Origin of the sequence: Citrobacter sp. Cf072 (assembly GCF_030334485.1) — a bacterium.
GTDB lineage: Bacteria > Pseudomonadota > Gammaproteobacteria > Enterobacterales > Enterobacteriaceae > Citrobacter > Citrobacter freundii.
This window is the reverse complement of record NZ_JAOWDX010000035.1, coordinates 160,563-173,558: the sequence shown is the minus strand read 5'-3', so window position 1 is coordinate 173,558 and position 12,996 is coordinate 160,563. Positions and strand designations below refer to the sequence as shown.

13 protein-coding genes are annotated in these 12,996 nt (G+C 49.4%); all 13 read left to right on the top strand.

Annotation, left to right across the window (positions count from 1 at the left end; all coding sequences use genetic code 11):
• The first annotated feature begins 193 nt into the window (after positions 1-193).
• The gene (atpI, locus tag OGX66_RS04865) at positions 194-574 is read left to right on the top strand and encodes a F0F1 ATP synthase subunit I (protein ID WP_003023790.1); all 381 of its coding nucleotides are present in this window, start codon (positions 194-196) and stop codon (positions 572-574) included.
• A gap of 7 nt (positions 575-581) precedes the next feature.
• A complete protein-coding gene (atpB, locus tag OGX66_RS04860) occupies positions 582-1,397 on the top strand; it encodes a F0F1 ATP synthase subunit A (RefSeq protein WP_003023792.1) in 816 nt (271 codons plus the stop codon).
• Between the two features lie 46 nt (positions 1,398-1,443).
• Positions 1,444-1,683 carry a F0F1 ATP synthase subunit C gene (gene atpE / locus OGX66_RS04855; protein WP_003023794.1) on the top strand — a complete coding sequence of 80 codons (240 nt, stop codon included), beginning with the start codon at positions 1,444-1,446 and terminating at the stop codon, positions 1,681-1,683.
• 59 nt (positions 1,684-1,742) lie between these two features.
• Positions 1,743-2,213 (top strand): F0F1 ATP synthase subunit B, encoded by a 471-nt coding sequence (atpF, locus tag OGX66_RS04850; protein WP_003023796.1) that lies wholly within the window; start codon positions 1,743-1,745, stop codon positions 2,211-2,213.
• Positions 2,214-2,227: 14 nt separating this feature from the next.
• Positions 2,228-2,761, top strand: a complete 534-nt coding sequence (atpH, locus tag OGX66_RS04845; RefSeq protein WP_003023799.1) for a F0F1 ATP synthase subunit delta — start codon at positions 2,228-2,230, stop codon at positions 2,759-2,761.
• A 12-nt stretch (positions 2,762-2,773) separates the two neighbouring features.
• Positions 2,774-4,315 (top strand): F0F1 ATP synthase subunit alpha, encoded by a 1,542-nt coding sequence (gene atpA, locus OGX66_RS04840; RefSeq protein WP_003023802.1) that lies wholly within the window; start codon positions 2,774-2,776, stop codon positions 4,313-4,315.
• 50 nt (positions 4,316-4,365) lie between these two features.
• The gene (gene atpG, locus OGX66_RS04835; protein ID WP_003023804.1) at positions 4,366-5,229 is read left to right on the top strand and encodes a F0F1 ATP synthase subunit gamma; all 864 of its coding nucleotides are present in this window, start codon (positions 4,366-4,368) and stop codon (positions 5,227-5,229) included.
• 26 nt (positions 5,230-5,255) lie between these two features.
• On the top strand, positions 5,256-6,638 hold the full coding sequence (atpD, locus tag OGX66_RS04830) for a F0F1 ATP synthase subunit beta (RefSeq protein ID WP_003023806.1): 1,383 nt from the start codon (positions 5,256-5,258) through the stop codon (positions 6,636-6,638).
• A 20-nt stretch (positions 6,639-6,658) separates the two neighbouring features.
• Positions 6,659-7,078: a F0F1 ATP synthase subunit epsilon gene (locus tag OGX66_RS04825; RefSeq protein WP_003023809.1), complete on the top strand. Its 420-nt coding sequence runs from the start codon at positions 6,659-6,661 to the stop codon at positions 7,076-7,078.
• A gap of 647 nt (positions 7,079-7,725) precedes the next feature.
• Positions 7,726-9,096, top strand: a complete 1,371-nt coding sequence (gene glmU / locus OGX66_RS04820) for a bifunctional UDP-N-acetylglucosamine diphosphorylase/glucosamine-1-phosphate N-acetyltransferase GlmU (RefSeq protein ID WP_044700491.1) — start codon at positions 7,726-7,728, stop codon at positions 9,094-9,096.
• A gap of 224 nt (positions 9,097-9,320) precedes the next feature.
• Entirely contained in the window at positions 9,321-11,150 is a 1,830-nt protein-coding gene (gene glmS / locus OGX66_RS04815; protein ID WP_003023813.1) for a glutamine--fructose-6-phosphate transaminase (isomerizing), read from the top strand.
• A gap of 438 nt (positions 11,151-11,588) precedes the next feature.
• The gene (locus OGX66_RS04810) at positions 11,589-12,161 is read left to right on the top strand and encodes a chaperone-usher fimbrial major subunit (protein WP_044714273.1); all 573 of its coding nucleotides are present in this window, start codon (positions 11,589-11,591) and stop codon (positions 12,159-12,161) included.
• A gap of 81 nt (positions 12,162-12,242) precedes the next feature.
• Positions 12,243-12,962, top strand: coding sequence for a fimbrial chaperone (locus OGX66_RS04805; RefSeq protein ID WP_371303540.1), 720 nt, complete (start codon positions 12,243-12,245; stop codon positions 12,960-12,962).
• The last annotated feature ends 34 nt before the right edge of the window (positions 12,963-12,996 follow it).

The following is a 12,996-nucleotide window of genomic DNA, read 5'->3' as shown; positions in this document are numbered from 1 at the left end:
AGTTTGCATAAAAGTGATAAATGTGGCGTAGCGAAAAATATTTAAACATTTATTCACTTTTTAGCTACTTATTGTTTGAAATCGAGAAGGCGCACCGTATAATTTGACCGCTTTTTGATGCTTGACTCTAAGCCATAAAGAACGTTTTATACGACACGCGGCATACCTCGAAGGGAGCAGGAGTAAAAACGTGATGTCTATGTCGCTCTTGAGTCGAAACGTTGCTCGTAAGCTTTTGCTCACACAGTTTCTGGCGGTAATAGCAAGTGGACTGCTATTTAGCCTCAAAGACCCTTTCTGGGGCATCTCCGCATTGTGCGGTGGATTGGCAGTGTTACTGCCTAATGTGTTGTTTATGATATTTGCCTGGCGTCACCAGGCACATACACCAGCTAAAGGCCGAGTAGCCTGGACGTTCGCTTTCGGCGAAGCCTTCAAGGTATTAGCTATGCTGGTGTTGTTGGTGGTGGCGTTGGCTGTTTTGAAAGCGGTATTCATGCCGCTGATCGTTACGTGGGTTTTGGTGCTGGTGGTTCAGATACTGGCGCCGGCTGTAATTAACAACAAAGGGTAAAGGCATCATGGCTTCAGAAAATATGACGCCGCAGGATTACATAGGACACCATCTGAATAACCTTCAGTTGGACCTACGTACATTCTCGCTGGTGGATCCGCACAACCCCCCAGCCACCTTCTGGACGCTCAATATTGACTCCATTTTCTTCTCGGTGGTTCTGGGTCTGTTGTTCCTGCTTATGTTCCGTAGCGTAGCCAAAAAGGCGACCAGCGGCGTACCAGGTAAATTTCAGACTGCGATTGAGCTGGTAATCGGCTTTGTGCATGGTAGCGTGAAAGACATGTACCATGGCAAAAGCAAGCTGATTGCTCCGCTGGCCCTGACGATTTTCGTCTGGGTATTCCTGATGAACTTGATGGATTTGCTGCCTATCGACCTGCTGCCGTACATCGGTGAGCATATCTTTGGCCTACCGGCTCTGCGTGTGGTTCCGTCTGCTGACGTGAACATCACCCTGTCGATGGCGCTGGGCGTATTTATCCTCATTCTGTTCTACAGCATCAAAATGAAAGGCATCGGTGGCTTCGCGAAAGAGTTGACGCTGCAGCCGTTCAATCACTGGGCGTTCATCCCTGTCAACTTAATCCTTGAAGGGGTAAGCCTGCTGTCCAAACCAATCTCACTTGGTCTGCGACTGTTCGGTAACATGTACGCTGGTGAGCTGATTTTCATTCTGATTGCTGGTCTGTTGCCGTGGTGGTCACAGTGGATCCTGAATGTGCCGTGGGCCATTTTCCACATACTGATTATCACGCTGCAAGCCTTCATATTTATGGTTCTGACGATTGTCTATCTGTCGATGGCATCTGAAGAGCATTAATTTACCAACACTACTACGTTTTAACTGAAACAAACTGGAGACTGTCATGGAAAACCTGAATATGGATCTGCTGTACATTGCTGCCGCTGTGATGATGGGTCTGGCGGCAATCGGTGCTGCGATCGGTATCGGCATCCTCGGGGGTAAATTCCTGGAAGGCGCAGCGCGTCAACCGGATCTGATTCCTCTGCTGCGTACTCAGTTCTTTATCGTTATGGGTCTGGTGGATGCAATCCCAATGATCGCTGTAGGTCTGGGTCTGTACGTGATGTTTGCTGTCGCGTAGTAAGCGTTGCTTGAATTAAGAGCAATATCAGAACGTTAACTAGATAGAGGCATTGTGCTGTGAATCTTAACGCAACAATCCTCGGCCAGGCCATCGCGTTTGTCCTGTTCGTTCTGTTCTGCATGAAGTACGTATGGCCGCCTTTAATGGCTGCCATCGAAAAACGTCAAAAAGAAATTGCTGACGGCCTTGCTTCTGCAGAACGAGCACATAAGGATCTTGACCTTGCAAAGGCCAGCGCGACCGACCAGCTGAAAAAAGCGAAGGCGGAAGCTCAGGTAATCATCGAGCAGGCGAACAAACGCCGTGCTCAGATCCTGGACGAAGCTAAAACTGAAGCAGAGCAGGAACGTACTAAAATCGTGGCACAGGCGCAGGCGGAAATTGAAGCCGAGCGTAAACGTGCTCGCGAAGAGCTGCGTAAGCAAGTTGCTATCCTGGCTGTTGCTGGCGCCGAGAAGATCATCGAACGTTCCGTGGATGAAGCTGCTAATAGCGACATCGTGGACAAACTTGTCGCTGAACTGTAAGGAGGGAGGGGCTGATGTCTGAATTTGTTACGGTAGCTCGCCCCTACGCCAAAGCAGCTTTTGACTTTGCCGTTGAGCACCAAAGCGTTGACCGTTGGCAGGATATGCTGATGTTTGCCGCTGAGGTGACAAAAAACGAACAAATGGCAGAGCTTCTCTCTGGCGCGCTGGCGCCGGAAACGCTCGCTGAGTCGTTTATCGCCGTATGCGGTGAGCAACTGGACGAAAGTGGCCAAAACCTGATTCGGGTAATGGCTGAAAATAACCGTCTGAATGCGCTCCCGGATGTTCTTGAGCAGTTTATTCACCTGCGTGCAGCCAGTGAGGCTATCTCTGAGGTAGAAGTTACTTCTGCCAATGCACTGAGTGATGAACAGCTTAAGAAGATTAGCGCAGCGATGGAAAAACGTCTGTCACGCAAAGTTAAGCTGAATTGCAAAATCGATAAGTCTGTAATGGCAGGCGTAATCATCCGAGCGGGTGATATGGTCATTGATGGCAGCGTACGCGGCCGTCTTGAACGCCTTGCAGACGTCTTGCAGTCTTAAGGGGACTGGAGCATGCAACTGAATTCCACCGAAATCAGCGAACTGATCAAGCAGCGCATTGCTCAGTTCAATGTTGTGAGCGAAGCTCACAACGAAGGTACTATTGTTTCTGTAAGTGACGGTGTTATCCGCATTCACGGCCTGGCCGATTGTATGCAGGGTGAGATGATTTCCCTGCCGGGTAACCGTTACGCTATCGCACTGAACCTGGAGCGCGACTCCGTAGGTGCAGTTGTGATGGGTCCATACGCTGACCTCGCCGAAGGCATGAAGGTTAAGTGTACGGGTCGTATTCTGGAAGTTCCGGTTGGCCGTGGCCTGCTGGGTCGTGTGGTGAACACTCTGGGTTCCCCGATTGACGGTAAAGGTCCGGTTGATAACGATGGCTTCTCGCCAATCGAAGTTATCGCACCGGGCGTAATCGAACGTCAGTCCGTCGACCAGCCAGTACAGACCGGTTATAAATCTGTTGATGCCATGATCCCAATCGGTCGTGGCCAGCGTGAGCTGATCATCGGTGACCGTCAGACAGGTAAAACCGCGATGGCAATCGATGCCATCATCAACCAGCGTGATTCCGGCATCAAATGTGTGTACGTGGCTATCGGCCAGAAAGCGTCCACCATTTCTAACGTGGTTCGTAAACTGGAAGAACACGGCGCACTGTCCAACACCATCGTTGTTGTGGCGACCGCGTCTGAATCTGCTGCACTGCAATACCTGGCACCATATGCCGGTTGCGCAATGGGCGAATACTTCCGTGACCGCGGTGAAGATGCACTGATCGTTTACGATGACCTGTCTAAACAGGCTGTTGCTTACCGTCAGGTTTCCCTGCTGCTGCGTCGTCCACCAGGACGTGAAGCATTCCCGGGCGACGTATTTTACCTCCACTCCCGTCTGCTGGAACGCGCATCCCGCGTAAACGCGGAATACGTTGAGAAGTTCACCAATGGTGAAGTTAAAGGTAAAACCGGCTCCCTGACCGCTCTGCCGATTATCGAAACCCAGGCGGGTGACGTTTCTGCGTTCGTTCCGACCAACGTAATTTCTATTACCGATGGTCAGATCTTCCTGGAAACCAACCTGTTTAACTCCGGTATTCGTCCGGCAGTTAACCCGGGTATCTCCGTATCTCGTGTTGGTGGTGCAGCGCAGACCAAGATCATCAAGAAACTGTCCGGTGGTATTCGTACCGCGCTGGCGCAGTATCGTGAACTGGCAGCGTTTTCTCAGTTCGCTTCCGACCTGGATGAAGCTACTCGTAAGCAGCTGAGCCACGGTCAGAAAGTAACTGAACTGCTGAAGCAGAAACAGTATGCGCCAATGTCTGTTGCACAGCAGGGTGTGGTGCTGTTCGCGGCTGAACGCGGTTACCTCGAAGATGTGGAACTGGCGAAAATCGGTAGCTTCGAAGCCGCTCTGCTGGCTTACGTTGACCGTGACCACGCTCCGCTGATGCAAGAGATCAACCAGTCCGGTGGCTATAACGATGAAATCGAAGGCAAGCTGAAAGCTATCCTCGATTCCTTCAAGGCAACCCAGTCCTGGTAACGTCTGGCGGTCTGCTTTAGGGTGGACCGCAAGGCATTGAGGAGAAGCTCATGGCCGGCGCAAAAGAGATACGTAGTAAGATCGCAAGCGTCCAGAACACGCAGAAGATCACTAAAGCGATGGAGATGGTCGCCGCTTCCAAAATGCGTAAATCGCAGGATCGCATGGCGGCCAGCCGTCCTTATGCAGAGACCATGCGCAAAGTGATTGGTCACCTTGCGAATGGTAATCTGGAATATAAGCACCCTTACCTGGAAGAACGCGACGTTAAACGCGTGGGCTACCTGGTGGTGTCGACCGACCGTGGTCTGTGCGGTGGCTTGAACATTAACCTGTTCAAAAAGCTGCTGGCGGATATGAAAACATGGTCCGATAAAGGCGTTCAGTGCGATATCGCAATGATCGGCTCTAAGGGCGTGTCTTTCTTTAACTCCGTTGGCGGTAATGTGATTGCTCAGGTAACCGGTATGGGGGATAACCCTTCCCTGTCCGAACTGATCGGTCCGGTTAAAGTGATGCTGCAGGCCTACGATGAAGGTCGCCTGGACAGACTGTACGTTGTCAGCAACAAATTTATTAACACCATGTCTCAGACGCCAACCATCACCCAACTGCTGCCTCTGCCGGCATCAGATGATGATGAATTGAAGCGTAAATCCTGGGATTACCTGTATGAGCCAGACCCGAAAGCGCTGCTGGATACCCTGCTGCGTCGTTATGTCGAGTCTCAGGTTTATCAGGGCGTGGTAGAAAACCTGGCCAGCGAGCAGGCCGCACGTATGGTGGCGATGAAAGCCGCGACCGACAATGGCGGCAGCCTGATTAAAGAGCTGCAGTTGGTATACAACAAAGCTCGTCAGGCCAGCATTACTCAGGAACTCACCGAAATCGTCGGTGGTGCATCCGCGGTATAACCAGGTTAATTCGTAGAGGATTCAAGATGGCTACTGGAAAAATTGTCCAGGTAATCGGCGCCGTGGTTGACGTCGAATTCCCTCAGGATGCCGTACCGCGCGTGTACGATGCTCTTGAGGTTATGAATGGTAAAGAGAGCCTGGTGCTGGAAGTTCAGCAGCAGCTCGGCGGCGGTATCGTACGTACCATCGCCATGGGTTCTTCTGACGGTCTGCGTCGTGGTCTGGAAGTTAAAGACCTCGAGCACCCGATCGAAGTCCCGGTAGGTAAAGCAACGCTGGGTCGTATCATGAACGTTCTGGGTCACCCGATCGACATGAAAGGCGATATCGGTGAAGAAGAGCGTTGGGCTATCCACCGTGCAGCACCTTCCTACGAAGAGCTGTCAAGCTCTCAGGAACTGCTGGAAACCGGTATCAAAGTTATCGACCTGATGTGTCCGTTCGCTAAGGGCGGTAAAGTTGGTCTGTTCGGTGGTGCGGGTGTAGGTAAAACCGTAAACATGATGGAGCTGATCCGTAACATCGCGATCGAACACTCCGGTTACTCCGTGTTTGCGGGCGTAGGTGAACGTACTCGTGAGGGTAACGACTTCTACCACGAAATGACCGACTCCAACGTTCTGGACAAAGTATCCCTGGTATATGGCCAGATGAACGAGCCGCCGGGAAACCGTCTGCGTGTTGCGCTGACCGGTCTTACCATGGCTGAGAAGTTCCGTGACGAAGGTCGTGACGTTCTGCTGTTCGTTGATAACATCTATCGTTACACCCTGGCCGGTACAGAAGTATCTGCACTGCTGGGTCGTATGCCATCAGCGGTAGGCTACCAGCCGACCCTGGCGGAAGAGATGGGTGTTCTGCAGGAACGTATCACCTCCACCAAAACCGGTTCTATCACCTCCGTTCAGGCGGTATACGTACCAGCGGATGACTTGACTGACCCATCCCCAGCAACCACCTTTGCTCACTTGGATGCAACCGTGGTACTGAGCCGTCAGATCGCATCTCTGGGTATCTACCCGGCAGTTGACCCGCTGGACTCCACCAGCCGTCAGCTGGATCCGCTGGTTGTTGGTCAGGAACACTACGACACCGCGCGTGGCGTACAGTCCCTGCTGCAGCGTTATCAGGAACTGAAAGACATCATCGCCATCCTGGGTATGGATGAACTGTCTGAAGAAGATAAACTGGTGGTAGCTCGCGCACGTAAGATTCAGCGCTTCCTGTCCCAGCCGTTCTTCGTTGCGGAAGTATTCACCGGTTCTCCGGGCAAATACGTTTCCCTGAAAGACACCATCCGTGGCTTTAAAGGCATCATGGAAGGCGAATACGACCACCTGCCAGAGCAGGCGTTCTACATGGTTGGTTCTATCGACGAAGCCGTGGAAAAAGCCAAAAAACTTTAACGCCTTAATCGGAGGGTGATATGGCAATGACTTACCACCTGGACGTCGTCAGCGCAGAGCAACAAATGTTCTCTGGTCTGGTCGAGAAAATCCAGGTAACGGGTAGTGAAGGTGAACTGGGTATTTTCCCGGGTCACGCACCGCTGCTCACCGCCATTAAGCCTGGTATGATCCGCATCGTTAAACAGTTCGGTCATGAAGAGTTTATCTACCTGTCCGGCGGCATTCTCGAAGTGCAGCCTGGCAGCGTGACCGTTCTGGCTGATACCGCGATTCGCGGACAGGATCTCGATGAAGCGAGAGCCCTGGAAGCGAAGCGTAAGGCTGAAGAGCACATCAAGAGCTCTCATGGTGACGTGGATTACGCTCAGGCATCTGCGGAACTGGCCAAAGCGATCGCGAAACTGCGCGTTATCGAGTTGACCAAAAAAGCGATGTAACACCGGCTTGAAAAGCACAAAGGCCAGTCTGGTTTCCAGGCTGGCTTTTTTTGTTTTTGCTGCAAGAACATTTAAATTGAAAGCTGTTTTGTGATTTAGATCATAAAAATATTGATTGGCTAAAAAATGCGGCGTAGACTCTTTTTATGTGATGTATGTCACATAATAAAATCAGATAAAAAGAGATGCCAACATGAAATTACTCAATAAAATCATCGCCATGTTCAGCAATATGAGCTTTTAGACTTTACCTGCCTGTCCTGTGGCGCGATGCTTGATATGGTTTATCAGTCAGCGCCACTTGTTGTTATAAATCCCCTCCCCTACTCTTCTCCCTCAACTTTTTATTTCGCGTACACATGTTCGGTTTCTCACTGAATCACATAAAAAAAATCGGGCTTTGCATGTGTAACTCTTTATTCATGCGGTAAAAAAATAGCAAAAACATTAACCTAAGGCTTTAATAAGAGCAGTCCCCAGGTTTTTGGCAGACAAAAGATACTGATTTAGACGAAAATAGTGAGTTATCAGATGGGGAATTACCCCTGTTGAACGTTTTATCTTCGGTCCATTTCACGCTGAAAAAAATGTAGTATTTTCAATGTGAAACGGTATAAATTCGTTCTCAAATTACAGTCAGGATGTGTATGTTGAATAATGCTATGAGCGTCGTGATCCTTGCCGCAGGCAAAGGCACGCGTATGTATTCCGATCTCCCTAAAGTGCTGCATACCCTCGCAGGAAAACCGATGGTTCAGCATGTCATTGATGCTGCTAATGAATTAGGTGCGACTCACGTACATCTGGTCTACGGGCACGGTGGTGATTTGCTCAAGCAGACGCTGAAAGATGGCAATCTGAACTGGGTTCTGCAGGCGGAACAGTTGGGTACCGGCCATGCAATGCAGCAGGCGGCGCCATTCTTTGGTGATGATGAAGACATTTTAATGCTCTATGGCGATGTGCCGCTGATCTCTACCGATACCTTACGTCGCCTGCGTGAAGCTAAACCGCAGGGCGGCATTGGCTTGCTAACGGTAAAACTTGATGACCCAACCGGTTATGGCCGAATTACCCGCGATAACGGCAATGTCACGGGTATCGTTGAGCATAAAGATGCCACCGACGAGCAGCGTCAAATCCAGGAAATAAACACTGGTATCCTGATTGCCAACGGCGCTGACATGAAGCGTTGGCTGTCTAAACTGACCAACAATAACGTGCAGGGTGAATACTACATCACCGATATCATCGCGATGGCGTATAAGGAAGGACGTGAAATTGCTGCAGTACATCCGGCACGCATTAGCGAAACTGAAGGGGTGAATAACCGTCTTCAGCTATCCCGCCTGGAACGTGTTTATCAGTCCGAGCAGGCAGAAAAACTGCTGCTGGCGGGCGTGATGTTGCGCGATCCGGCACGTTTTGATCTTCGCGGTACGCTTATTCACGGGCGCGATGTTGAAATTGATACTAACGTTATCATTGAAGGTAACGTAACCGTTGGGGATCGCGTCAAGATTGGCGCCGGTTGCATCATCAAAAACAGCGTGATTGGTGAGGGTTGCGAGCTTAGCCCATACAGTGTGGTGGAAGATGCGCATCTGGAAGCCGCTTGCACCATTGGTCCATTCGCACGTCTGCGCCCGGGTGCTGAGCTGCAGGAAGGCGCGCACGTGGGTAACTTTGTCGAAATGAAAAAAGCGCGTCTGGGTAAAGGCTCCAAAGCCGGTCATTTGACCTACCTGGGTGATGCGGAAATTGGCGATAACGTGAATATCGGCGCGGGTACGATTACCTGCAACTACGATGGCGCCAATAAGTTTAAAACCATTATTGGTGATGATGTGTTTGTGGGTTCTGATACTCAGCTGGTGGCGCCTGTCACCGTTGGTAAAGGTGCGACGATTGCCGCCGGAACCACCGTAACGCGTAATGTCGCCGATAACGAACTGGTATTAAGCCGTGTACCTCAGGTCCATAAACAGGGCTGGCAGCGTCCGGTGAAGAAGAAGTAAGTGATTTTTGCCGGATGGCGGCCTACGTGCGGTGACGTTCTGTAGGCCTTATAAGCGTAAGCGCCATCAGGCACACAAGAGATGAGGGGATAACATAATCCTCCGCTCAACAAGCAGTACCATAAAAATAACCCCACTCTCTACAAGGCTCGGGGCGCCCGAAATGGGCAAATACAGGTCAGCGACAACGACAGGCATAATGCCTAAATTCGGAATCAAAAAATATGTGTGGAATTGTTGGCGCTATCGCGCAGCGTGATGTAGCTGAAATCCTTCTCGAAGGTTTACGTCGTCTGGAATATCGTGGTTATGACTCTGCTGGTCTGGCCGTCGTCGATGCTGAAGGTAACATGACCCGTCTGCGTCGTCTGGGTAAAGTGCAGATGCTGACTGCTGCTGCGGAAGAACATCCGTTGCATGGTGGTACAGGTATCGCTCATACCCGTTGGGCGACACACGGTGAACCTTCAGAAGCGAACGCGCATCCTCATGTTTCTGAACACATTGTTGTGGTGCATAACGGCATCATTGAAAACCATGAACCACTGCGTGAGCTGTTGAAAACGCGTGGCTATACCTTTGTTTCTGAAACCGACACCGAAGTGATTGCTCACCTGGTGCACTGGGAACTGGAGCAGGGTGGTACGCTGCGTGAAGCCGTGCTGCGCACTATTCCCCAACTACGTGGTGCCTACGGCACGGTGATCATGGATACCCGTAATCCGGAAACCCTGCTGGCGGCCCGTTCTGGTAGCCCGCTGGTGATTGGTCTGGGTATGGGCGAAAACTTCATCGCTTCCGATCAGCTGGCGCTGCTGCCGGTAACCCGTCGCTTCATCTTCCTGGAAGAGGGTGACATCGCGGAAGTGACTCGTCGTTCTGTCTCTATTTTCGACAAGTCTGGCGCAGAAGTGAAACGTCAGGATATCGAATCGAATCTGCAGTATGACGCGGGCGAAAAAGGTATTTATCGCCACTACATGCAGAAAGAGATCTACGAACAGCCGAACGCGATTAAAAATACGCTGACCGGGCGCATTAGCCACGGTGAAGTGGATTTAAGCGAGCTGGGGTCGCGTGCCAACGAGCTGCTGTCTCAGGTTGAGCATATCCAGATTATCGCCTGCGGTACGTCTTACAACTCCGGTATGGTGTCCCGCTACTGGTTTGAATCGCTGGCGGGTATTCCTTGTGATGTCGAAATCGCTTCCGAATTCCGCTATCGCAAATCCGCCGTGCGCCGTAACAGCCTGATGATTACCCTTTCTCAGTCTGGTGAAACGGCGGATACCCTGGCGGGCCTGCGCTTATCTAAAGAGCTGGGCTATCTGGGATCGCTGGCTATCTGTAACGTTCCGGGCTCCTCTCTGGTGCGTGAATCTGACCTGGCGATGATGACCAATGCCGGTACCGAAATCGGTGTGGCCTCCACGAAGGCATTTACCACTCAGCTGACCGTTCTGCTGATGCTGGTGGCGAAACTGTCCCGTCTGAAAGGCCTTGATGCGTCTATTGAGCAGGAGATCGTTCACGGTCTGCAGGCGCTGCCGAGTCGTATTGAGCAGATGTTGTCTCAGGACAAACGCATTGCCGCTCTGGCAGAAGGTTTCTCTGACAAACATCATGCGCTGTTCCTTGGCCGTGGCGATCAGTATCCAATTGCGCTGGAAGGCGCGCTGAAGCTGAAAGAGATCTCTTATATTCACGCTGAAGCTTATGCCGCAGGTGAACTGAAACACGGTCCGCTGGCGCTGATTGATGCCGATATGCCAGTTATCGTGGTTGCGCCGAACAACGAATTGTTGGAAAAACTGAAATCCAACATTGAAGAAGTTCGCGCCCGTGGCGGTCAGCTGTACGTCTTTGCTGACCAGGATGCTGGCTTTACCAGCAGCGAAAACATGCACATCATTGAGATGCCGCATGTGGAAGAGGTGATTGCACCAATCTTCTACACCGTTCCGCTGCAGCTGCTGGCGTATCATGTGGCACTGATTAAAGGCACCGACGTCGATCAGCCGCGTAACCTGGCGAAGTCAGTTACCGTAGAATAATACTTAGTACAAAGCTATTAAGGGTTGCTGTAGCAATACAGCAACCTTTTTTATTTGCATTTACAAATATTCTAAATAGTATTTTAATTATAGATTAATCACCTGTTTGTAATTATATTTAAATCATATAAATAATAATGATGTTAGCTTGTAGATTGAGCTGATTGTGTTTTTTTTGCACTTTTTTATGGGTGAATTCTGAAAATTTAAATTCTGATATATAAAATGTGAGGTAATTGTTATATTAATAATTAATGTATATGCTTGTATTATTAGTTAATGAAATCTGTAAACCTGATTATTTCTGTTTTACAGATTTTGTAATTTGCTGTTTATATATTTTAAGGAGTATTATCTATCCCGATGTAAAGGATATTTGTTTTATTTTTTATCTGTGAAAATAAAACGTTAAGATAATTTAATATATAAAGGGATAAAATGAAACTAAATTTAATTACGGGTGCGTTGGTGCTTTCTTCTACGATTATGGCAAGCCAGGTATTTGCTTCTGATGGTACCGTCCACTTTCGTGGTGAAGTGATTGACAGTACGTGTGAAGTGACCGCAGATACCAAAGATCAGAGTGTCGACTTAGGTAAAGTAAACCGTACTGCATTCACCGGTGCAGGTTCTACCGCCGCGCCGACGGCTTTCCATATTGACCTGGAGAAATGCCCGGATACATATACCAAAGCGGGCGTTCGCTTCGATGGCACAGAAGCTGCCGACGGTAATGGCGACCTGGCTATTGGCGATCCGCTGAATACGACGACTCCGGGTGATTATACAGGAACTGAACCTGCACCGATTACCGCAACAGGTGTTGCGATCCGTATCTATAACAAAGCTGATAACTCTCAGGTTAAGCTGTATACAAAATCAGCTGAAACCCCGATTGTTGCGACTAAAGCGTCTATGCAGTTTGTTGCTCGTTATATTGCCACTTCTGCGACAGTGACTGCCGGTACCGCTAACGCCGATTCCCAGTTCACCGTTGAATATGTGAAGTAATACAAAGAGTCATTCGTTTCAATTGAATATTCATTGTTAATTAAATGGCGCTCGTTATTGTGCTATTCCTTTTTCTTTGTTATAGCGAGCGTCTTTTTATTTCTGGATACATGTATGCCTGGTCATTATTTTAAAATAGTTCTGTTTATGGTCTTTTCATTTTATTCATCGGTGTCTTTTTCAGGTATCGTTGTTGGAGGCACACGAGTTATTTTTCCAGGTAATGCACCCGATGCAACGATATCTATTTATAATAAAGAATCTAAACTCCCTTATTTAATTCAGTCGTGGGTCGATCCATTTGACAAAAATGATAAGAGCAAACCGCCCTTTACGACGATTCCTCCTGTGTCGCGACTCGAGGCTGGGCAAGAAAAAATATTACGTATTATTAAAACAGAGGGTAATCTTCCTACCGATCGTGAATCTGTTTTTTGGTTTAATGTTAAAAATATTCCCCCGTCAACGAATAAAAAAGAGGGGAGCTCTCTTGAAATTGCTATTAAAACACGAATTAAGCTTTTCTGGCGTCCCGCGTCGATAACCATTACGCCGGAAAAGGCAGTAGCCAAAGTATCCTGGCAGCGTCAGGGAAATAAACTGATGGTGAATAATCCAACGCCTATTCATATCAATGTGATGAGCGTAATTGTTGACGGAAAAGATATCACCTTAAATATGATTAAGCCGTTTGAAACGATAGCCCTGGACATTCCTGAAGGGGCTGCTGGGCGTTCGTTGGTATGGAAATTCATTAACGATTACGGTGCGATCAGCGATCCGATAAAAAGGGCCCTTTAACTACCCGACAAGGACGTCACGATGATTGATTCAG

Coding starts and splice junctions, on each gene's coding strand:
- atpI (WP_003023790.1), top strand. CDS start 194: ATGTCTATGTCGCTCTTGAGTCGAAACGTTGCTCGTAAGCTTTTGCTC.
- atpB (WP_003023792.1), top strand. CDS start 582: ATGGCTTCAGAAAATATGACGCCGCAGGATTACATAGGACACCATCTG.
- atpE (WP_003023794.1), top strand. CDS start 1,444: ATGGAAAACCTGAATATGGATCTGCTGTACATTGCTGCCGCTGTGATG.
- atpH (WP_003023799.1), top strand. CDS start 2,228: ATGTCTGAATTTGTTACGGTAGCTCGCCCCTACGCCAAAGCAGCTTTT.
- atpA (WP_003023802.1), top strand. CDS start 2,774: ATGCAACTGAATTCCACCGAAATCAGCGAACTGATCAAGCAGCGCATT.
- atpG (WP_003023804.1), top strand. CDS start 4,366: ATGGCCGGCGCAAAAGAGATACGTAGTAAGATCGCAAGCGTCCAGAAC.
- atpD (WP_003023806.1), top strand. CDS start 5,256: ATGGCTACTGGAAAAATTGTCCAGGTAATCGGCGCCGTGGTTGACGTC.
- OGX66_RS04825 (WP_003023809.1), top strand. CDS start 6,659: ATGGCAATGACTTACCACCTGGACGTCGTCAGCGCAGAGCAACAAATG.
- glmU (WP_044700491.1), top strand. CDS start 7,726: ATGTTGAATAATGCTATGAGCGTCGTGATCCTTGCCGCAGGCAAAGGC.
- glmS (WP_003023813.1), top strand. CDS start 9,321: ATGTGTGGAATTGTTGGCGCTATCGCGCAGCGTGATGTAGCTGAAATC.
- OGX66_RS04810 (WP_044714273.1), top strand. CDS start 11,589: ATGAAACTAAATTTAATTACGGGTGCGTTGGTGCTTTCTTCTACGATT.